Source organism: Pseudomonas sp. m6p (genome assembly GCF_055760375.1).
In genome coordinates, this window is the sequence record NZ_CM147084.1 from 3826572 (window position 1) to 3847769 (window position 21198).

Here is a 21198-nt window from a genome sequence, read left to right on the forward strand (position 1 = left end):
TTCCAATACTCCTAAACCGAATAAATTCTTTTATGAAACATTACCAGCTCACTCAGAACTGACGGCACGTCGAAGTTCTTGAGTATGAGCGCTTTTTGATAGCTGACAAGACGTTCTGCGGGTGCCCCTAGATCAAAACTGGCTACGGGCAATTTCATTTCCATCAACTCTTGGACGACGTAAGAGAACGTTTCTGGCCAAATGGACGGGAACAGCATGACATTCACGCCCGAAGATTCGATCAATTTTGCCAGATCGTCATGCTTGTAGTGGCCGGTTTGTGTAACCACCGACGCATCACACTGCGTCTCGATCGAACCGATGATGACAATCTTGATGTCAAGCTGCTGACTCATGATCTCTTCAGACAAACGCTGGACAATCTGAGCCCCTTTATGGAGCCCGATCTGCCCCACCACCCCGATTCTGAGTTCGGAGGTCTGGGAAGGTTTCACTTCGCCAAAATCGATGTATTCAACCATATGCGGCTTGACCACGGCACGCGACAAATCAATAGATGGATAGGCCTTACACAGCAGTTCCAGCGTGTTGGTGGAAAAGGTACGCACCTCATCCGCAACACTGAGGACAGTTCCCCACAGCGCTCGCCACTGATGCATATCTCGAGCACTGAACAGCGAAGTAAAACCGTTGTGGTTATTCAACAAGCACGACTGGCACTTGCGAAGGTCGGGAATACCACAATACTTGTTGGTGTCATCGATCAGGAAGTGTGAAGGACACACCATGAAAAAATCGTGGACCAGCAACAGCAATTTTGAATTGAGCTCTTTTTTCAGTTCAATAATAAGTTGTGGGATCTCTTCCGAGCGTGCAAATGAAACGCCCGTATTGTAGACGATCTCGTCAATCTTCAGCGACTTGCACAGCTCGATCAAAAACTCGTAGCCGGGAATCGACAATGTCTCACTCGTCGCGCCTTTCCTGACCATGAGGACATAAGACAATGTGGCAATATGAAAGCTGAAAATATAAACAACTTTCCCTTCCTGAATTTTTTCTGCGACCAGGCGTTCGCGATAATGGTTGGCACCGCCACCCAGATCATGATCAATAATCAGGACCGAGGATTGCGAGCCCGTGACACCCAACTGATCGCGTGCGTTAGACACATCATTTAACGAACCCGAAGGACGGTTACGAGTATATCGCTGGATTTTCTCGACCAACAATTTAAACTTCAACTGCCTAATCAACGACAAGCCACGCTTGAAAAACGCCCAAAACTGTTTCGCCAATGGCAACGCATTGGCTGACGTTTTCTCTAAAGAAATCAGCGAAGAAACCGAGACAGGAAGCTCTATCGAAGTACCATCGGCAAACTCAATCAAAAGAAATAAGTTATTACCACTTTCGGCATCGGTTTTACAACTACCATACATTACAAAACCGGAATGCAAGGCATTTTGCTTGCCGGAAAAATGAGAGGAGACATCTTCCCTCGGATTTCCGTAGCTAGCTGGAATTGCTTGAAAAGAGCCATTTTTGGTCTTGACCGCCAGTTTAACGCCTACGATCACCTTCTCTTCGTGAAAAGCCCAGCCAAATCCAAAATAAGTCTGGTTCCGCAGTACTAACGAATCAACGGACCAATGTAGCTTTTCCACTATCAATTCCCTTCACTTTTTTTAATAGCATCGAGCTCAGCCAAACGAGAAATTGCCAATTCCTCCGCAAAAGCCTTGGCATCTTCTGTAAGTTGTAGCCTTTCCCTTAAAGCTTGATTCTCTGCATAGAGCCCAATAATCTGATCATGCTTTTCAGTATTCTCCTTGAGTGCATTGAGTTCATCCAATCGAGAAATGGCCAACGATTCTGCGTAGCTCTTGGCGTCTTCCGTAAGCTTTAACTGATCCTGAACCTTTTGAATTTCAGAACATAGGCTGTTTATCTCATCCAAGCGTCCGAACGCCAGATTCTCAGCGTACTTCTTAGCCGTCAACGTTTCGTTGAGGCGAGCGTGGAGAGAGACCTTTTCAGCGCTGCACTCTTGTAACTCCAGCGACACTCTATTGAATGCACTACGCAATGCATTTCGTGCAACTTCGTCCAACGCCGACAGAATAAAACCTTCGGAAGCTACAGACGTCTTCGATGAAATATTCAGTGCCGAAGCACACTGAACGGCACCGTCGATGATTTCTACAGAATCATTCAACGAGAACATAAAAGGCTGATCGATATTGCCAACAAACTCCAACATATCAGAACTCAAACAATCAAACGCGAGCTTGACTCCCTGCTTCCACATGCTGATCGCTTGCTCACGCTCACTCGCATTCCAGTGAATCATACCGGCATGATAGGCCGCACTGACCTGCTTTGTTCCAAGTGTCGGCGTAATACTGAAAATCTCGCTATTCACAACACTTTTGTAATATTGCAGCGCTCGCTGTTGAAAATTCGCTCGGTGGCAAAAACGAGCCTGAAGATAATTTAACGAAACACACCATCTGCGAACATGTGGATTATCCGACTGATCATTTTTCAGATACACATCAACCGCGTTACTCCAACCCAACAGGTCTACTGCTGAATCCGCCTCGAAGTATCTCCACCCAAGAATTGCCAATGCCGCGCCTTGGTCTGCGCTGGCATCACTCGAACATGAGAGTATCTGTTCCGATAATTTGAACAGTTGCTCAGCATTCTTTATCCTCCATGGAATTTCCACCATGGAATGGACAATCCACGGATTTTCGTAATGCCGAGCGAAATCAACAAGGTGAGTCTTGCCATTAAATTCCGGCAAGTTTCTCTCTTCATACGGCGCAGAATATTTTACGAGGGGACTTCTGAAAAACGAGAGAATCCAGTTACTCCCAGCTGTCTGCGCCTGAAGTGCAGCAATGCTCAGACTTGATTCAAAAAGCAGACCCATGGCCTCAAGAGCTGATTTATTCTCGGGGGAGATATCCCCGTCAGCACACGAATCGTTCGAACAACGAACCAGAAGACGACCTCCAGGCCGTAGCTTCTCCGCTGCAAGAGCAGTGAGAAGCGTAAGTCCTGCGGAATCCACAACAGCATCGATGCAAACGATCGTATCGATGTCACGACTTGATTCGGGAACAACGCCTTTTAGAGCAACTGTATCAATGGCGCCATCGGTCAATACTGAGAGAGGAATCTCACTGAATACGAAGTTTCGTGCAATCGAGTGGTTTTTAAACAAACGCAGACTTGCATTCGAACCTAGAAACAGAACGTCTGACAGAGGCGAAAAATACTTCGTTGCCAATTCCTTATAGACTTCGATATCCAGCAGAGACTTAGGAACGCCACTGTCACGCAGGTTCGCAAAAGTGCTCAATGGATTGGCAAGCAGTTTGTGAGCGAATACGGATTTGTATGCCTCGGGATTCACTATGGCACGATGAGCCATGTCGACGATATCTTCTCCTGTCCACATCGCGAAAAAACCGCCCAACTGCTCCAGCGTCCCCTCAATCTTCCAGGTATTGGAAGGCAGGGCAACAAATGGAGTGTTCGCGAGTAAAGCCAGATAGACGGCATGGTGGCGACCTGTAATAACAAGCTTCGCTGCGCGAAACTTTCTTAAAGTATCCCGCCAGTCATTTACACTGTTTTCATATTCAAGCGGAAAGTAAACACAATCAGCAGAAAATTCGACGTTGGCTCTTTCCAGAACCTGCCTTACATCCTCTCGAGACAAATGACAGTCCGTGATAATGACCTTGTCACGGTAGCTTTCGTCAACACCTGGGTTGAACCGTGCTCCAACAATCGAATCGGATACAATTCGCGAGTCAATGCCCAGGCTAGACAAGTATCTGAATGAGTTCACCTCTCTGACGGTCAAGTCATCAAGCTTTGCCAGGACATCGAGATAAACAGGTACATCCTGCAAGACCGCATTCACCAAAACGGTGCGCTTGCCCAGCTCTTGAGCATAGGCGAGGATGGCAAGCAAATGAAGGCCTGATCCGTGATGGATCGTGCCTTCACCATTGACCACCACAGCATCCACTGCAGAAATTTCTGCAGCCAGGGCACCATTTGCAAGAAAATCACGGGTTGATTTTTCGTCACCCTGCCACAAATCATGAAACTCATTGACGAAGTGTCGATATTCGACGACTGCCCCCACTTCCGAGAGCATTCTGTCGTGAGCATCCGACACGGCAAGGCAGCCTATATGGTGATAGCTGCTGGTGTCATTGAAGATGGCAACTTTCATGCTGAATGCTCTATAAGTTTTTGTTCAAAACCCAAATCGCAAATTCCGCCAACAACATGTTCTTGCTGTTTGATTGCCACAGTAAAGAAAGCAGCTTCGTCCATCCAATGCAATATCTGCTGCGACCCATAATACATATCATGCTCACGAGTCACCGTCGCCTGTACCTCGTAGAGGTTTGCACCAAGCGTGCAGGCAGCATTAAACTCCACCGCAAACTCCGTACCTGCGCTGAAGTTCTTCAACCAAATAATTTCAGACGCGTCAGCGTTCTTCAGTGAGGCACGCATATCATGATTCAATGTACCCCATGAAGTAATCTTGACGCCTTCTTTGTTTCGAATACGAAATGCAACGTTGACATTATTCAGATCAACGTTCGCCCGCAACGAGACCTTTATCGTGAGGCGCTCGCCAATATAAAAATGAGAGACCTCGACGCCTTTGGAATCGAGGATTTTCACACCCAGAATTTCAGCTTCAAGATCACCAAAAGACTTGATCTTGCTATGTTTCTCCGAAAGCTCAACGCCCTTGACCTTCGCCTCTTTGACAGCCGCTGTAGTGGCTGCCGCATTGGCCGTCAGCTTTGCACCGTACTCAAGAAAGCTCTGCCGTTCATCCTCATGAAGCATCCGACGATACTCCAGAACAACGTCAGATGATTTACCCCACATCTTCCTCACCCCTTTGTGCAGAAGCAAAGCTCGGTGAGTCAGGGTGCGAACGCTTTCCTGATCGTGGGAAACAAAAAGTAGCGTGGTGCCATCAGAAATCAGCTTTTCAATCTGCTGGAAGCAGCGCTTTTGAAACAGTGCATCGCCAACCGCGAGCGCCTCGTCAACGATAAGAATGTCCGGAGTCACCTGGACCTGTACCGCAAACGCCAAACGAACCAACATCCCGCTCGAATATGTTTTAACCGGCTGGTTAAGGTGATCACCGATATCTGCGAAAGCAGCGATGGCGTCAAAACGGTCTTCGATTTCTTTCTGGGTCAGGCCGAGGATCGTGCCATTCAGAAAAATATTCTCACGACCGGTAAAATCCGGATTGAACCCCGAGCCAAGTTCAAGCAACGCAGCAATCCTGCCAAATGTCTGCACGCTGCCGGTGGTCGGATTCAGTGTGCCGCAAATCATTTGCAAAAGCGTTGATTTGCCCGAACCGTTTCGGCCGAGAATACCAATCGACTCTCCTCGCTTGACCTCGAACGAAAGATCACGAAGCGCCCAAAATTCTTTGTAGTACTGCTTTCTCACTGGAGAAAGCATTTGCAGCAAGCGGTCGCTGGGCTTGTCGTAGATGTGATAGCACTTGCTCAGGTTCTCAACTTTGATCGAGATATCAGAGGACATCGGCAAACCCCTTTCTTGTTTTTTGGAACCAGGCGAAACCCAGCCAGCATACGACGACGGAGACCGCCATGCAGATTGAGTAGAGTCTCCAATCAATACCTTGCCCAAAAAATAATACGCCTCGCGCCAACTCAATCACTGGGGTCAGAGGGTTCATAAAAAGCAGGCCGCGGAATTCTTCAGGAATGGCCGTTGCCGGATAGAAGATCGGCGACAAAAACATCAGCGTCGTTGTAATAATGCCGATCAGTTGCGATATATCACGCAGAAAAACCCCGGACGCAGCGAGCAACCAGGAAAACCCCATCACAAACAATATGAGCGGCAAAAAGACCAAAGGAATAAGAAATACGGTCAAATGAGGAATACCAAAAAGCAAGGCATATGCTGCAATCCAGACACTTAAACTAATCAGCGCATGAAATAGAGCCGCCCCCATACTGACCCAAGGCAGAATCTCAAGAGGAAAAATAACCTTCTTTACATAATTTATACTACTTGTAATCAATAACGGTGATTTATTGATACATTCAGCAAAAAAGTTATAAACCAGCAGACCGGCAAACAGCACCAGGGCGAACTCGACTTTAGAGTCACCTCCTCCACCCCAGCGCGCCTTGAAAATAACACTGAACACCAGTGTATACACACTCAACATAAATACTGGGATCAGGAATGACCACAGGATACCCATCATGGAGCCGCGATAACGCCCAACAATTTCGCGTTTGACCAAAGCCTTGATAAGTCCGCGATTTTTCCAGAAACTACTGACCATATTCAGGGGCGAAATTGAAAATTTTTCCATTACCAGCACACCTCAGCATCGCTCGGGAAATTTCCTGCACCATCTGAAACGATGCGTAACTGCCTAACGTTAGTTCCCACAATGATTGACTCGCATGCCCCAAAATGTTCTGCTATACCGTTCATAAAAATCACAGAACCATCCACTTGACCAAACTTCATTTTAATTCCATCTCATTGATTAGAGAAAAGCGAATGATTAGTTATCCATGTGCAATACAGCACTTTCATGACAACTTCCAAAAAACAATTCACTTTACCTCCACCACATTAATCCTTTAAGCAAGATTGGTAATACACCCAAAGAGGAAATATTTCGACTCAAAACTCAACGGGACCCACTACTCTCAAGTACAAAATAAATATAAAAATACCCCCCATTATACATCAGAACAAAAAAAAGATACAGCCCCTGTAATTATTGTTAATACCTGCAACCTAACAACATTCCAACTGCACTTCCAAAGCTCCATATCAATAATAATTTATTATTGGCTCTCTAGAAACTTTAGTGCAGTTTTCTTTAACTCCAACTCTGGAGAATAAGGCGCAGACCAACCAAGAGCCGTCTTTGTTGCCGTAATGTCAACCTGCAAAGAACCACAAACTCGCTGTATGACAGAGTGCATTCCACACAATCTCAAAACCGCCCTGAGCACCATTTCGGGAAAAGGTATCAGCAACGCCTTGCCACCGATTGTCTCTCGCAGGCAACGCAACAGTTCGCTAGTGGACAAATCTCTGCCATCGCTGACCAAGAAGGTCTGATTCCTTGCACCAACGTGATCAACACAGGTGACAATCAGATCCACCAGATTACCGATACCCACCATACTTCTACGATTATTGATTGCGCCCATCGGCAACGGCAACCGCCTCGTCAACACGCTCATCATCCGGTAGAAATTCGCCTTTACACCCGGCCCATAGACAAGCGGAGGCCTGATAATGACAACCTCCATCCCGGTCTCTTTACCGATACTTTTCAGCGCCTCTTCCGCCTCGAGCTTTGAAATGCCGTACGCATCAAGAGGCGCCGGGATGTCATCGGCCTTGAACGGATGACCTGGCAGCGTCATCTCACCGTTAACCTTGATCGAACTGATAAATATGAAGCGTCTGACCCCTGATTGCGCCGCTTTTCGCGCCAGTTTCACAGTACCGTCGACGTTTACTTTTCTAAAGGCTGCTAGCGCATCGGGTGCTGCCTCTTTCATGACATGCACGCGCGCGGCCGCGTGAATCACTGCATCTATATTCTCGAACTCGGGCAGCTCATTCGAACTGGCAAGATCGAACATTACCGTGGGACACAATCCCGACAAACACGATGCCCTTCTAACGACAGCTACCGGGGTCAGCACTTGATCAAGCAATAATCGGAGAATGACCGCCTCACCGACAAAGCCGGTAGCACCTGTAACCAATACTCTTCGGGAAGTCATCTTGCCTTCCCTCCTAACAGAGAAGTTAACCAACAAGTAAAGAAAAACAAGACTTTGTCACGCAGTCGTCGCCGGCAACTTGCAGCACTCAGTGATAGTTTGAGTAACTGCCAACGCCCCAGCTTCGACCAGCGCCGAACAAAAGGATCCGAATCCAGCTCCACCAACCGCACAATCAATCGCACCTGATCAAACCACCAACCATCATGGATCGTTTTGTATCGAGCAATCAGATTGGAAATTCCGGTATTCGCGCCCACCTGATTGTGCTCGTGCTGCCGATATCGCATAGAAGGCAAAGGATCTATGAACCAGCGATATCCATGGCTGCGCGCAAAGGCGTAACAGAACCAGTCATGCAAAGTGACACCCTGCAGCGAATGCCAGTTGGCCAGCATTGATTGCTTCAGGTGTTGCGCCAATGCGCGACTGAATACATATGTACAACCTGGACCTGCTGCCTCGAATATATGATCCCAGGCAACCTGAGGCTGCGCCTTGTTCAAAACAACAGTTCGCCCATCCGACCAAAAGGCCGTGACATTGCTCGAATAAGCGGAGTATTCGCCGGTTGCAAGAATATCGGTGGCGCGCTTCAGTTTTTCAGGAAGCCAAATATCGTCCTGATCGGAAAACCCGACGAAATCAAACGCAGTCAGATCGACATCACGAACCAAGCGATAGAAGTTACATGCAGCGCCGCCATACCGATCACCGGTAGGCAGCACTGTCACACAATCATGTCGGGCGGCAAGATCTGCACACCAGGCTTCAGTACCATCCGTTGAGGGGTCGATACTGATAAAGAGGTTGAGTTCCACCCCTTGCTGGCAAAGAATCGAAGCGACCTGCTCTTCGATCCATGCCATGCCATTGTACGCAGCAAGCAAAATTGCAACTTTAATGGGTCTCACCGCTATACCAGCCCTGAATTACCCCTAAAGAAGGGCGCACTGAATTTTCCCGAGCAAATTCAGATATGACCTGTCTCCAACAGTTGCTGCAGATATTGCCCGTAACCGGTTTTCTTCAAGCGCTCTGCCTGTTGTGCGAGCTGGGCAGCATCAATCCAGCCATTGTTGTAGGCGATTTCTTCCAGGCATGCGACCTTGAAACCTTGCCGATGCTCGATCGTATGCACAAAGTGACTGGCCTCAAGCAGCGACTCGTGAGTCCCTGTATCCAACCATGCGAAACCGCGACCAAGAAGCTCCACCTTCAAGGAATCCTGGCTCAAATAGGCCCGATTTACATCGGTGATTTCAAGCTCACCACGCGGAGAAGGCTTGATTCCCTTGGCAATTTCGACAACCTTATTGTCATAAAAATACAAACCGGTAACCGCATAGCTCGATTTGGGCTTGGCCGGTTTCTCTTCAATGCTCAGCGCTCGACCTTGCGCATCAAACTCCACGACACCGAAGCGCTCGGGATCAGAAACATGATATCCAAACACTGTTGCACCCTCCTGCTGAGAGCAGGCTGAGCGCAGATTGTCGGAGAAATGCTGACCATGAAAAATATTGTCGCCCAGAATCAGACAGCAAGGATCATCACCGATGAACTCTTCACCAATGATGAAAGCCTGAGCAAGACCATCCGGGCTTGGCTGCTCCGCGTAGGTCAGCTTGATGCCGTATAGACTTCCATCTCCCAGCAACTTGCGGAAGCTTGGCAAATCATCGGGCGTGGAAATGATCAGAATTTCACGCATGCCCGCCAGCATAAGCACCGACAAAGGATAAAAGATCATCGGCTTGTCGTAGATCGGCAGCATCTGCTTTGAAACGCCGAGCGTCAGTGGATGCAGGCGTGTGCCGGAACCGCCGGCGAGAATGATGCCTTTACGATTTGTCGTGGTCATTTGTTCAGAACTTCCCTAAGCATTCGGGTTACACCACTTTGCCAATCCGGCAAGTGTAGAGAAAAATTGTCGCGCAGCTTCTGAGTGTTCAAGCGTGAGTTCAGAGGGCGACGTGCAGGTGTCGGGTAGGCAGTCGTTTCGATTGGGTCGACCGTTGTCACAGCCAACTCCTCGCCTTGGGCTTTAGCGAAGTCGATTACGAGACTGGCATAGCCATGCCAGGACACTTCGCCAGCAGCGGCCAAGTGATAGAGGCCAGCCAACTCTGGACGCTTGCTAACTTGCTGGATAGCCAACGCCGTTACATCAGCGATCAGGTCCGCCCCGGTAGGTACTCCGATCTGATCCGCAATCACGCTCAACGTTTCGCGATCTTTGGCCAAACGCAGCATGGTCTTGGCGAAGTTATTGCCGCGAGCGCCGTACACCCAACTGGTGCGGAAGATCAGATGGTTGCAACCCGACGCGATAATCGCCTGCTCGCCAGCGAGCTTGCTGGCGCCATAATGGTTCACTGGCGCGACAGGGTCTGTTTCCTGCCATGGCGTGACGCCTTGACCACTGAAAACATAATCCGTTGAGTAGTGAACCAGCCATGCACCCAGCGATGCGGCTTCTTCCGCCATCACGCCACTCGCAAGGCCGTTTACACAATCCGCCAATTCGGTTTCCGACTCAGCTTTGTCGACCGCCGTATAAGCAGCAGCATTAACGATAACCTCGGGCTTTATCTGACGAATCGTTGCACGCAAGCATTCAAGATTCGACAGATCACCGCTGAGACCATCAACAACGTGACGATCAAGTGCGACGAGCTCGCCAAGCGGAGCCAGGGAACGTTGCAGCTCCCAGCCCACTTGACCGTTCTTTCCTAAAAGCAGGATCTTCATGCTTTGCTCGAACGATCCGCATAGTTCTGATCAATCCACTGCTGGTAACTGCCGCTCTTCACGTGCTCAACCCACTCAGTGTTATTCAGATACCACTCAACAGTCTTGCGAATGCCAGTTTCGAATGTCTCTTCCGGAGTCCAGCCCAATTCACGCTGAATTTTGCTCGCATCGATTGCATAACGCACGTCATGTCCAGGGCGATCCTGAACATAGGTAATCAGACTGGCATGAGGACGATGGGACGAATCAGGACGCAACTCATCAAGCAGCGCACAGAGGGTGTGCACCACTTCGATGTTTTGTTTTTCGTTATGACCGCCAATGTTGTAAGTCTCACCAATTACACCTTCAGTGACGACTTTGTACAACGCACGAGCGTGATCTTCGACATACAACCAATCACGTACCTGATTACCTTTGCCATAAACCGGCAACGGCTTGCCTTCCAGTGCATTGAGAATGATCAGAGGGATCAACTTCTCAGGGAAGTGGCAAGGGCCGTAGTTGTTCGAGCAGTTGGTAACCAGTGTCGGCAGACCATAGGTGCGTGCCCAAGCGCGAACAAGGTGATCAGAGCTAGCCTTGCTGGCCGAATATGGAGAGCTTGGCTGGTAAGGCGTAGTTTCGGTGAAGAGGTCTTCCGGACCTTCGAGGTCTCCGTAAACTTCGTCAGTCGAAATGTGATGGAAGCGGAAGTTGGTTTTGCGCGTGTCATCCAGCGCAGCCCAGTAATGGCGCGCAGCTTCGAGCAGTGTATAGGTGCCGATGATGTTGGTCTGGATGAACTCTGACGGGCCGGAGATCGAGCGGTCTACGTGGGATTCAGCGGCCAGGTGCATGATTGCATCCGGTTGGTGCTCACGCAGGACACGGTCAACCTGATCACGATCGCAGATATCGACGCGCTCGAAAGCGTAACGCGAGTTCTGGCTGACTTCTGCCAAAGACTCCAGATTGCCGGCGTAAGTCAGCTTATCGACATTGACGACAGAATCAGAAGTATTGGAGATGATGTGACGGATGACTGCCGAGCCAATGAAGCCGGCGCCGCCGGTAACTAGAATTTTCACGCGAAACGATACCCTTGAGCTGCGGACAGCGCTGCCTGCGAGCGCGGTCTAATCCATGAATGCAGAAGCCACCATCAGTTGGCATCCGTCAGAGTCAGTCTGAATCGACATGCATTTAGGCAAGATCGAACAAGGGTGCATTTTACAGCTTAATGATGGTTTTACTAATGGATAAAGACAGGCCAAGGCGCAAATTCGACAGATGCCGTGCGCCTGTCGCTTTCAGACCAGTCGTTTGCGCGCTGCCCTGGACGAACGCCCCAGAAACCAGCCCAATACAGGACCAATCATCATGCCGATCAGCAATGCCAACACGGCAACAACCGACACTGGCAACTGCGGGCCGGAAAAGCCCATAAACAAAAGCGAAACCGACTGCTGGTTCTCGAGCACAAACGCCAGAATGACCAACACCAACAATAAAATGAAAACGCCAAGAAGTATGCGCTTGAGATTACGCATGAGTAACTCCTTGAGAGATAGCGACTGTCAAACCCCCTCCTCCTCTTCCTCATTCACCCGATCACGCAGTTCCTTGCCCGGCTTGAAATGCGGAACAAACTTGCCGTCCAGACTGACCGACTGACCGGTCTTTGGATTGCGACCGACCCTCGGCGCACGATAGTGCAGAGAAAAGCTGCCAAACCCACGGATCTCGATGCGATCACCGGTAGCGAGGCACTGGGACATTTGTTCAAGCATGGTCTTGATGGCCAGCTCCACATCCTTGGATGAGAGTAGCCCTTGATGGGTGACAATTCGTTCGATCAACTCCGACTTCGTCATATTTTTCCCTTCTTTTTCAAGCAGCTAGATCAGCGCTTGAAAGGTTTTAGCACGCCCGGAAGATTTTGAACAGCCCAGGGATTGACATATCTTTCTCGGCATCAAAACGCCCGTTTTCAGCACACTAAAGCACTGAACAGGAGCAGCGCTCATTCAGCGACACATCACCAGCATGGTTCGAGTGACGTAGCCCGCAGGATTGAAGCCAAACGGATATTCATCCTCATCCTTGGCCTGATCAGATCGGGTGATCACCCGGTAACCCGCCCCCTTGCACTCCTTCGCCGCGCGCCTTTGGCACTTCTCCCAACCCGACCCCAAACCGGAGCAGTCAATCTCGATACCACTGACGCCACGCACCGCATGCGTCTTGGCACTGGTGGTACAGCCAGCCAAAATCAACACAGCAATCAACACAATAAATCTGTTCATCCACTTCCTTATGCCAGGCAACGCCCGACTACTGCACGACCACTACCCACAGCTTAGTCGCGAATAGGCGATTGATCCGATTAAAGAAACAGACAACCCGCTGAAGGGATTGGTTTCACCGTAGTCTCAGCCCCACCAAATCGCAGGCACAAAAAAGGGCGACCGAAGTCGCCCTTTTCATGATCAAGCAGAACTTAGTTCTGTTTGGCCATTGCTTGCTTCAACAGAGCAGCCATGGTGGTATCGGCTGGAGCTTCCTGAACGGAGTTCAGGCTCTGGATAGCTTCTTTCTCTTCAGCATCGTCTTTCGACTTGATCGAGAGCTGGATTACGCGGCTCTTACGATCAACGCTGATGATCTTGGCTTCAACTTCCTGGCCTTCTTTCAGAACGTTGCGCGCGTCTTCAACGCGGTCACGGCTGATTTCGGAGGCTTTCAGGGTCGCTTCGATGTCGTCAGCCAGAACGATGATGGCGCCTTTGGCGTCAACTTCTTTCACGGTGCCTTTAACGATAGCGCCTTTGTCGTTAACCGAGACGTACTCGGAGAACGGATCGCTTTCCAGTTGCTTGATACCCAGGGAGATGCGCTCGCGCTCTGGGTCAACCGACAGGATGACCGTGTCCAGCTCGTCGCCCTTCTTGAAACGACGTACGGCTTCTTCGCCCACTTCGTTCCAGGAGATGTCGGACAGGTGAACCAGACCGTCGATGCCGCCGTCCAGACCAATGAAGATACCGAAATCGGTGATCGACTTGATGGTACCGGAGATCTTGTCGCCCTTGTTGAACTGGCCAGAGAAGTCTTCCCATGGGTTCGACTTGCACTGCTTGATGCCCAGGGAGATGCGACGACGCTCTTCGTCGATGTCCAGAACCATGACTTCCACTTCGTCGCCGACTTGTACGACTTTCGAAGGGTGGATGTTCTTGTTGGTCCAGTCCATTTCCGAAACGTGTACCAGACCTTCAACGCCCTCTTCCAGCTCAGCGAAGCAGCCGTAGTCGGTCAGGTTGGTTACACGAGCGGTTACGCGAGTGCTTTCTGGGTAACGGGCCTTGATAGCAACCCATGGATCTTCGCCCAGTTGCTTCAGGCCCAGGGAAACACGGTTGCGTTCGCGATCGTATTTCAGAACCTTGACGTCGATTTCGTCACCAACGTTGACGATCTCGGAAGGATGCTTGATGCGCTTCCAGGCCATGTCGGTGATGTGCAGCAGGCCGTCCACGCCACCCAGATCGACGAATGCGCCGTAATCGGTGAGGTTTTTGACGATACCTTTGACTTGCTGGCCTTCCTGCAGGGATTCCAGCAGAGCTTCACGCTCGGCGGAGTTCTCGGCTTCGAGGACGCTGCGACGGGAAACGACAACGTTGTTGCGCTTCTGGTCCAGCTTGATGACCTTGAATTCCAGCTCTTTGCCTTCCAGGTGCGTGGTGTCGCGCACTGGACGGACGTCAACCAGGGAACCTGGCAGGAACGCACGGATGCCGTTAACGTCGACAGTGAAGCCGCCTTTAACCTTACCGTTGATAACGCCCTTGACCACTTCCTCAGCTGCGAAGGCTGCTTCCAGAACGATCCAGCATTCAGCGCGCTTGGCTTTTTCACGGGACAGCTTGGTTTCACCGAAACCGTCTTCAACCGAATCCAGAGCAACGTGAACTTCGTCACCGACATTGATAGTCAGATCGCCAGCGTCGTTGTAGAACTGTTCCAGCGGGATGAGTGCTTCAGACTTCAGGCCAGCGTGAACGGTTACCCAGCGAGCCTGGTAATCGATATCAACGATAACACCGGTGATGATGGAGCCTGCCTGAAGGTTCAGGGTCTTTAGGCTTTCTTCAAAGAGTTCCGCAAAGCTTTCGCTCATTTTAATTCCTGTAGATGAGGGCGAAGAATACGCCCATCTCCACACCCCAGACGGTGTGGGTTAGTTTCATTTAAAAGAAGCGCTGCAGGACTATGACTGGTCCCCTGCGGCCTTCTTGGTCACCCGGCGATATCGCGAATGGCGATCTCGCTCATGATGCGTTCAAGCACCTGATCGATGGACAACTCCGTGGAATCCAGCTGAATCGCGTCGGCCGCCGGCTTGAGCGGGGCCACTGCACGCTGGGTATCACGCTCGTCGCGTGCACGGATCTCATCTAGCAGACTCGACAGACTAACATCCTCGCCTTTGCCCTTCAACTGCAAATATCGGCGACGCGCTCGCTCCTCGGCGCTGGCGGTGAGGAAGACCTTCAATGGGGCATCGGGAAAAACCACCGTACCCATATCGCGACCATCAGCCACCAACCCCGGCGCCTCCTGGAAGGCGCGCTGGCGCTGCAGCAGCGCCTCGCGCACCGCCGGCAGCGCAGCTACCTGGGACGCGCCTGCGCCAACACTTTCAGTACGGATGACATCGCTGACTTCATCACCTTCCAGAATGATGCGCTGCAGCTGACCTTCAGTCGCCGCGATGAACTGCACATCCAGATGAGCAGCCAGTTTTTTCAGCAACTCTTCATTGGTCAGATCGACACCATGGTTGTGCGCAGCGAACGCCAGCAGGCGATACAGCGCACCGGAATCCAGCAGGTTCCAGCCCAGACGCTTGGCCAGAATCCCGGCGACCGTGCCCTTGCCCGAACCGCTTGGCCCATCGATGGTGATGACCGGTGCAATGTTTTTCACGACTGAGCCTCTTGAGCCACACGAATGCCGACCTGCGCGCACAGCGCGAGGAAGTTCGGGAACGACGTCGCGACGTTGGCGCAATCATGGATGCGGATCGGCGCAGTGGCGCGCAGCGAGGCCACGCTGAAGGCCATGGCGATACGGTGATCGCCGTGACCATGCACTTCGCCGCCACCGATCTGGCCGCCATCGATGATGATGCCGTCCGGGGTCGGCTGGCACTTGACGCCCAGCGCCAGCAAGCCGTCCGCCATTACCTGGATGCGGTCCGATTCCTTGACGCGCAGCTCTTCAGCACCGGTCAACACGGTACGACCTTCGGCACAGGCCGCCGCCACAAACAGCACCGGGAATTCGTCAATCGCCAGCGGCACCAGCGCTTCCGGAATCTCGATACCTTTGAGTTTAGCTGCCCGCACGCACAGGTCGGCTACCGGTTCGCCACCGACCTCACGTTGGTTTTCCAGGGTGATATCGGCGCCCATCAGACGCAGGATGTCGATAACGCCGGTACGGGTCGGGTTGATGCCGACGTGCTCCAACACCAGCTCGGAACCTTCGGCGATCGAGGCCGCCACCAGAAAGAACGCCGACGACGAGATATCGCCCGGCACTTCAATGTGGGTCGCGGTCAGCTTGCCGCCGGACTCGACCGACGCGGTTGCGCCATCAACGCTCACCGGGTAGCCGAAACCACGCAGCATGCGCTCGGTGTGATCACGGGTCGGAGCCGGTTCAGTGACGGTGGTCTTGCCTTCCGCGTACAGACCCGCCAGCAGCAGGCAGGACTTCACCTGAGCACTGGCCATCGGCATGGTGTAGGTCAGACCCTTGAGTTTGTGCCCGCCACGAATGGTCATCGGCGGACGACCTTCGGCAGCAGTTTCGATCACGGCGCCCATTTCACGCAGCGGATTGGCCACGCGATTCATCGGACGCTTGGACAGCGACGCATCGCCGGTCAGGGTGCTGTCGAAGTTCTGCGCCGCCAGCAGGCCGGACAACAGACGCATCGAGGTGCCGGAGTTGCCCAGATAAATCGGGCCAGGTGCCGGCTTCAAGCCATGCAGGCCAACGCCGTGAATGGTCACGCGACCGTGGTGCGGGCCTTCGATGACCACGCCCATGTCGCGAAATGCCTGCAAGGTCGCCAGGGCATCTTCACCCTCGAGGAAACCTTCAACCTCGGTCACGCCTTCGGCCAGCGAGCCGAGCATGATCGAGCGGTGGGAAATCGATTTGTCACCTGGTACGCGAATCCGACCGGACAAGCGGCCACCAGGTTGAGCCAGAAAAATCAGATCGTTGGAATTCATAGCGTCCACATAGGCCCTGCGGGCCAGGATTTTACTGAAATGCTCGCGGGCAACCCGGGCGCGCGTGAAGACGCCCAACAATTGGTGCCCATCCCCTGCATCGACCGCGTCGCGCAAGGCGTCGAGGTCGCTGCGAAATGTATCGAGTGTGCGCAGGACAGCCTCGCGGTTGGCGAGGAAGATGTCGTGCCACATCACCGGGTCGCTTCCGGCGATTCTTGTGAAATCGCGAAAACCGCCCGCAGCGTAACGGAAGATCTCAAGGTTTTCATTGCGTTTGGCCAACGAGTCGACCAGACCGAAGGCCAGCAGGTGCGGCAGATGACTGGTCGCGGCCAACACTTCGTCGTGGCGCTCGACCTGCATATGCTCGACATCGGCACCCAGCTCACGCCACAAGCGATCGACCACCGCCAGTGCGGCCGGGTCGGTTTGCTCGAGCGGGGTCAGAATCACCTTGTGCCGACGGAACAGCTCAGAGTTGGAAGCTTCCACCCCGCTCTGCTCGGAACCGGCAATCGGATGCCCCGGCACAAAACGCGCCGGCATGCCGCCGAACGCCTCGGTCGCCGCGCGCACCACATTGCCCTTGGCACTGCCGACATCGGTCAGAATCGCCCGGCCAAGATCGACACTCGCCAGACGGGCGAGCACCTTCTCCATGGCCAGAATCGGCACCGCCAGTTGAATCACGTCGGCGCCCTGACACGCAGCAATCAGGTCGTCTTCGCAACGGTCCACCACACCCAATTCGACCGCCAGCCTGCGCGATTGCGGGTCGAGATCGACCCCGACCACTTCACGGCAGATGCCGCTTTCACGCAAGCCTTTGGCAAACGAACCACCGATCAACCCCAGACCGACCACCACAAGGCGACCGATCATAGGTGCAGCAGATTGCAGAGCAGTGACATCACCCACGAGCCAGAACCTTGCGCAGCGCTTCAAGGAAGCGGCTGTTTTCCGCCGGCAGACCGATGGTTACCCGCAGGTGGTTCGGCATGCCGTAATTGGCCACCGGACGCACAATCACGCCTTCACGCAGCAGCCCCTGGAAAACCGGTGCAGCGACCTGACCAAGATCGACGCAGATGAAGTTGCCTTTGGACTCGATCCAGCTCAGGCCCAGCTCACGAAAACCCGCCTGCAGTTGCTGCATGCCGGATTCGTTGAGCTGACGGCTTTGCGCCAGATACTCGTCGTCCTTCAGCGCCGCACAGGCTGCGGCCAGAGCCAGGCTGTTGACGTTGAATGGTTGGCGCACACGGTTGAGCACGTCCGCTACTACCGCAGTGGACAGACCATAACCGACGCGCAGCGCTGCCAGGCCATAGGCCTTGGAGAACGTGCGCGATACCAGCAGATTCGGGTACGCCGCGAGGAAATCCAGACCGTCCGGCAGGTCGCTGCCTTCGGCGTACTCGATGTAGGCCTCATCCAGCACCACCAACACATGCTCCGGCACGTCCTGCAGGAACTCGTCCAGCGCTTCGGCGCCGAACCAGGTGCCGGTCGGATTGTTCGGATTGGCAATGAACACCACACGAGTGTTGGCATCGATGGCCGCGAGCATCGCAGGCAAGTCGTGCCCCCAGTCCTTGGCCGGTACCACTTTGGCCTGCGCGCCGACCGCTTGGGTGGCGATCGGGTAAACGGCAAACGCATGCTCACTGAACACGGCATTGAGGCCCGGCGCCAGATAGGCGCGCGCCACCAGCTCGAGAATGTCGTTGGAGCCGTTGCCCAGGGTTACCTGGTTCAGCTCGACGCGGCACTGCTCGGCCAACAGCGATTTCAGCGCGAAGCCGTTGCCGTCCGGATAACGGGTCAGCTCGGCCAGCTCATCACGGATTGCCGCCAGCGCTTTCGGGCTGGCGCCCAGCGGGTTTTCATTGCTTGCCAGTTTGACGATTTTCGCCGGATCCAGATCCAGCTCGCGCGCCAGCTCGTCCACAGGCTTGCCCGGAACGTACGGCGAAAGTTGTTGCACGCCCGGCTGTGCCAGAGCGAGGAAGTTGCCACTCATTTGCTACCGCCCCTTAAAGAACTGCTTTCGGGTAGGAACCCAGCACTTTGAGTGCTACTGCTTCCTGACTGATCTTTTCCAACACACCTTTGATCAACGGATCACGGTGGTGGCCGACGAAGTCGATGAAGAACACGTAGGTCCATTTGCCACTGCGCGACGGACGGGTTTCGATCCGGGTCAGGTCGATCCCGTTATCATGGAACGGCACCAGCAGCTCATGCAGCGCGCCAGGCTTGTTGCTCATCGAGACGATGATCGAGGTTTTGTCGTCGCCGGTCGGCGGCACTTCCTGATTACCGATCATCAGGAAGCGCGTCGAGTTGTCCGGACGATCTTCGATCTTCTCGGCCAGACGCGTCAGGCCATACAAGCCAGCAGCCATGTCGCCGGCAATCGCCGCCGAGTTCCACTCACCCTTGACCCGCTTGGCCGCTTCGGCGTTGCTCGCCACCGCCACGCGCTCGACATTCGGGTAATGCGCGTCCAGCCACTTGCGGCACTGGGCCAGCGACTGCGCGTGGGAGTAGATGCGACTGATGCTGTCGGTTTTGGTGTTTTCACCGACCAGCAGGTGATGGTGAATGCGCAGCTCGACTTCGCCGCAGATCACCATGTCGTGCTCGAGGAAGCTGTCGAGGGTGTGGTTGACCGCGCCTTCGGTGGAGTTCTCCACCGGCACCACGCCGAAGTTCACCGCACCCGCCGCCACTTCACGGAACACTTCGTCGATCGCCGCCATCGGCTTGCTGATCACCGCGTGACCGAAGTGCTTCATCGCCGCTGCTTGAGTGAAGGTGCCTTCAGGGCCGAGGTAAGCCACTTTCAATGGCTGCTCGAGCGCCAGACAAGAGGACATGATTTCGCGGAACAACCGCGCCATCTCTTCGTTGCCCAGCGGCCCCTGATTGCGCTCCATCACGCGCTTGAGCACCTGAGCTTCACGCTCGGGACGATAGAACACCGGCACCTCGCCTTCGGCCAGCGAGGCCATCTTGACTCGCGCAACTTCCTGGGCACAGCGCGCACGCTCACTGATCAGCTCGAGGACCTTTTCGTCCAGAGCGTCAATACGCAGGCGCAGTGCCTTGAGTTCTTGCTCGGACATCAGCCATTTTCCTTCTCGAATTCAGCCATGTACGCCACCAGCGCGTTGACGGCGTTGATGTCGACGGCGTTGTAGATGGAGGCACGCATGCCGCCCACGGAGCGGTGGCCCTTGAGGTTGAGCAGACCGCGCGCATCGGCACCGGCCAGGAACGGTTTGTCCAGGCGATCATCAGCCAGACGGAATGGCACGTTCATCCACGAGCGGTCCGACTTGTTGATCGGGTTGCTGTAGAGGCCACTGGCGTCGATGAAGTCGTACAGCGTGCGCTGCTTGACGTCATTCAGTTTGGCGATCGCTTCAACGCCGCCCTGCTCTTTCAGCCACTGGAACACCAGACCGGAGAGGTACCAGGCCAGGGTCGGCGGAGTGTTGTACATCGAACCGTTATCGGCCGCGACCTTGTAGTCGAGCATGGTCGGGCACAGCGAACGTGCCTTGCCCAGCAGGTCTTCGCGGATGATGTTGACGACGATACCGCTCGGGCCGATGTTCTTCTGTGCGCCGGCGTAGATCATGCCGAAACGCGAGATGTCGACCGGACGCGAGAGGATGTCCGAAGACATGTCAGCCACCAGCGGTACATCACCGGTTTCCGGGATCCACTGGAATTCCAGACCGCCGATGGTTTCGTTCGGCGCGTAGTGAACGTAAGCGGCGTCTTTCGACAGCTTCCATTCGTTCTGACCCGGGATGGCGAAATAGTCGTAAGGCTTGGCGGTGGCGGCAACGTTGACGTGGCCGTAGCGCGAGGCTTCTTCGATGGCTTTCTGCGACCAGATACCGGTGTCGATATAGTCGGCGCTGCCGCCTTCAGGCAACAGGTTCAGCGGAATCTGCGCAAACTGCTGGCTGGCACCGCCTTGCAGAAACAGCACTTTATAGTTCGACGGGATATTCAGCAGGTCACGCAGATCCTGCTCGGCCTGGGTGGCAATGGACACGAACTCATCGCTGCGATGGCTCATTTCCATGACCGACAGACCCTTGCCATGCCAATCAAGGAGTTCACCCTGGGCACGTTGCAGGACAGCTTCAGGAAGCGCCGCAGGACCGGCACAGAAGTTATAGGCTCGCTTGCTCACATCCAATCTCGCTCTGATTTGGTGGTATCACATATCAGTCGGCGCCGATCCTGTGGGAGCGAGCTTGCTCGCGAAGGCGGACTGACATTCAACAACG

The 21198-nt window shown here is 53.4% G+C and carries 18 protein-coding genes; all 18 read right to left on the bottom strand.

What is annotated here, in order from left to right:
* Positions 1-11: 11 nt before the first annotated feature.
* The 18 genes from ACYZUM_RS17330 to serC all read right to left on the bottom strand — a co-directional run bounded on the left by ACYZUM_RS17330 (position 12) and on the right by serC (position 21101).
* Positions 12-1628, bottom strand: a complete 1617-nt coding sequence (locus tag ACYZUM_RS17330; protein WP_473060911.1) for a glycosyltransferase — start codon at positions 1626-1628, stop codon at positions 12-14.
* Positions 1629-1630: 2 nt separating this feature from the next.
* Positions 1631-4222, bottom strand: a complete 2592-nt coding sequence (locus ACYZUM_RS17335; RefSeq protein ID WP_473060912.1) for a polysaccharide pyruvyl transferase family protein — start codon at positions 4220-4222, stop codon at positions 1631-1633.
* Positions 4219-5580, bottom strand: a complete 1362-nt coding sequence (locus ACYZUM_RS17340) for an ABC transporter ATP-binding protein (RefSeq protein ID WP_473060913.1) — start codon at positions 5578-5580, stop codon at positions 4219-4221. The genes ACYZUM_RS17335 and ACYZUM_RS17340 overlap by 4 nt, the downstream gene beginning before the upstream one ends.
* A complete protein-coding gene (locus tag ACYZUM_RS17345; protein WP_473060914.1) occupies positions 5570-6388 on the bottom strand; it encodes an ABC transporter permease in 819 nt (272 codons plus the stop codon). Before ACYZUM_RS17345 ends, ACYZUM_RS17340 begins: the two co-directional genes overlap by 11 nt.
* A 487-nt stretch (positions 6389-6875) precedes the next feature.
* Positions 6876-7832, bottom strand: coding sequence for a UDP-glucose 4-epimerase family protein (locus ACYZUM_RS17350; protein ID WP_473060915.1), 957 nt, complete (start codon positions 7830-7832; stop codon positions 6876-6878).
* Entirely contained in the window at positions 7829-8752 is a 924-nt protein-coding gene (locus ACYZUM_RS17355; protein ID WP_473061359.1) for a glycosyltransferase, read from the bottom strand. The genes ACYZUM_RS17350 and ACYZUM_RS17355 overlap by 4 nt, the downstream gene beginning before the upstream one ends.
* A 53-nt stretch (positions 8753-8805) precedes the next feature.
* Positions 8806-9696, bottom strand: coding sequence for a glucose-1-phosphate thymidylyltransferase RfbA (rfbA, locus tag ACYZUM_RS17360; RefSeq protein WP_473060916.1), 891 nt, complete (start codon positions 9694-9696; stop codon positions 8806-8808).
* Positions 9693-10586, bottom strand: a complete 894-nt coding sequence (gene rfbD / locus ACYZUM_RS17365; protein ID WP_473060917.1) for a dTDP-4-dehydrorhamnose reductase — start codon at positions 10584-10586, stop codon at positions 9693-9695. The genes rfbA and rfbD overlap by 4 nt, the downstream gene beginning before the upstream one ends.
* Positions 10583-11659, bottom strand: a complete 1077-nt coding sequence (rfbB, locus tag ACYZUM_RS17370) for a dTDP-glucose 4,6-dehydratase (RefSeq protein WP_473060918.1) — start codon at positions 11657-11659, stop codon at positions 10583-10585. The genes rfbD and rfbB overlap by 4 nt, the downstream gene beginning before the upstream one ends.
* A 222-nt stretch (positions 11660-11881) precedes the next feature.
* Positions 11882-12121, bottom strand: coding sequence for a LapA family protein (locus ACYZUM_RS17375; protein WP_027612424.1), 240 nt, complete (start codon positions 12119-12121; stop codon positions 11882-11884).
* 27 nt (positions 12122-12148) lie between these two features.
* Entirely contained in the window at positions 12149-12445 is a 297-nt protein-coding gene (gene ihfB, locus ACYZUM_RS17380; RefSeq protein WP_003189779.1) for an integration host factor subunit beta, read from the bottom strand.
* Between the two features lie 153 nt (positions 12446-12598).
* On the bottom strand, positions 12599-12877 hold the full coding sequence (locus ACYZUM_RS17385) for a hypothetical protein (protein ID WP_047295550.1): 279 nt from the start codon (positions 12875-12877) through the stop codon (positions 12599-12601).
* Between the two features lie 194 nt (positions 12878-13071).
* Complete coding sequence (gene rpsA / locus ACYZUM_RS17390) at positions 13072-14754, bottom strand: 30S ribosomal protein S1 (protein WP_041069380.1); 1683 nt, start codon at positions 14752-14754, stop codon at positions 13072-13074.
* Between the two features lie 119 nt (positions 14755-14873).
* Complete coding sequence (cmk, locus tag ACYZUM_RS17395; protein ID WP_253150456.1) at positions 14874-15563, bottom strand: (d)CMP kinase; 690 nt, start codon at positions 15561-15563, stop codon at positions 14874-14876.
* Positions 15560-17767, bottom strand: a complete 2208-nt coding sequence (locus tag ACYZUM_RS17400; protein WP_473060919.1) for a bifunctional prephenate dehydrogenase/3-phosphoshikimate 1-carboxyvinyltransferase — start codon at positions 17765-17767, stop codon at positions 15560-15562. The genes cmk and ACYZUM_RS17400 overlap by 4 nt, the downstream gene beginning before the upstream one ends.
* Positions 17768-17795: 28 nt before the next feature.
* Positions 17796-18908 (bottom strand): histidinol-phosphate transaminase, encoded by a 1113-nt coding sequence (gene hisC, locus ACYZUM_RS17405; RefSeq protein ID WP_086794154.1) that lies wholly within the window; start codon positions 18906-18908, stop codon positions 17796-17798.
* Positions 18909-18921: 13 nt separating this feature from the next.
* Positions 18922-20016, bottom strand: a complete 1095-nt coding sequence (gene pheA / locus ACYZUM_RS17410) for a prephenate dehydratase (protein WP_041069374.1) — start codon at positions 20014-20016, stop codon at positions 18922-18924.
* Positions 20016-21101 carry a 3-phosphoserine/phosphohydroxythreonine transaminase gene (gene serC, locus ACYZUM_RS17415; protein ID WP_473060920.1) on the bottom strand — a complete coding sequence of 362 codons (1086 nt, stop codon included), beginning with the start codon at positions 21099-21101 and terminating at the stop codon, positions 20016-20018. Before serC ends, pheA begins: the two co-directional genes overlap by 1 nt.
* Between the last annotated feature and the right edge of the window lie 97 nt (positions 21102-21198).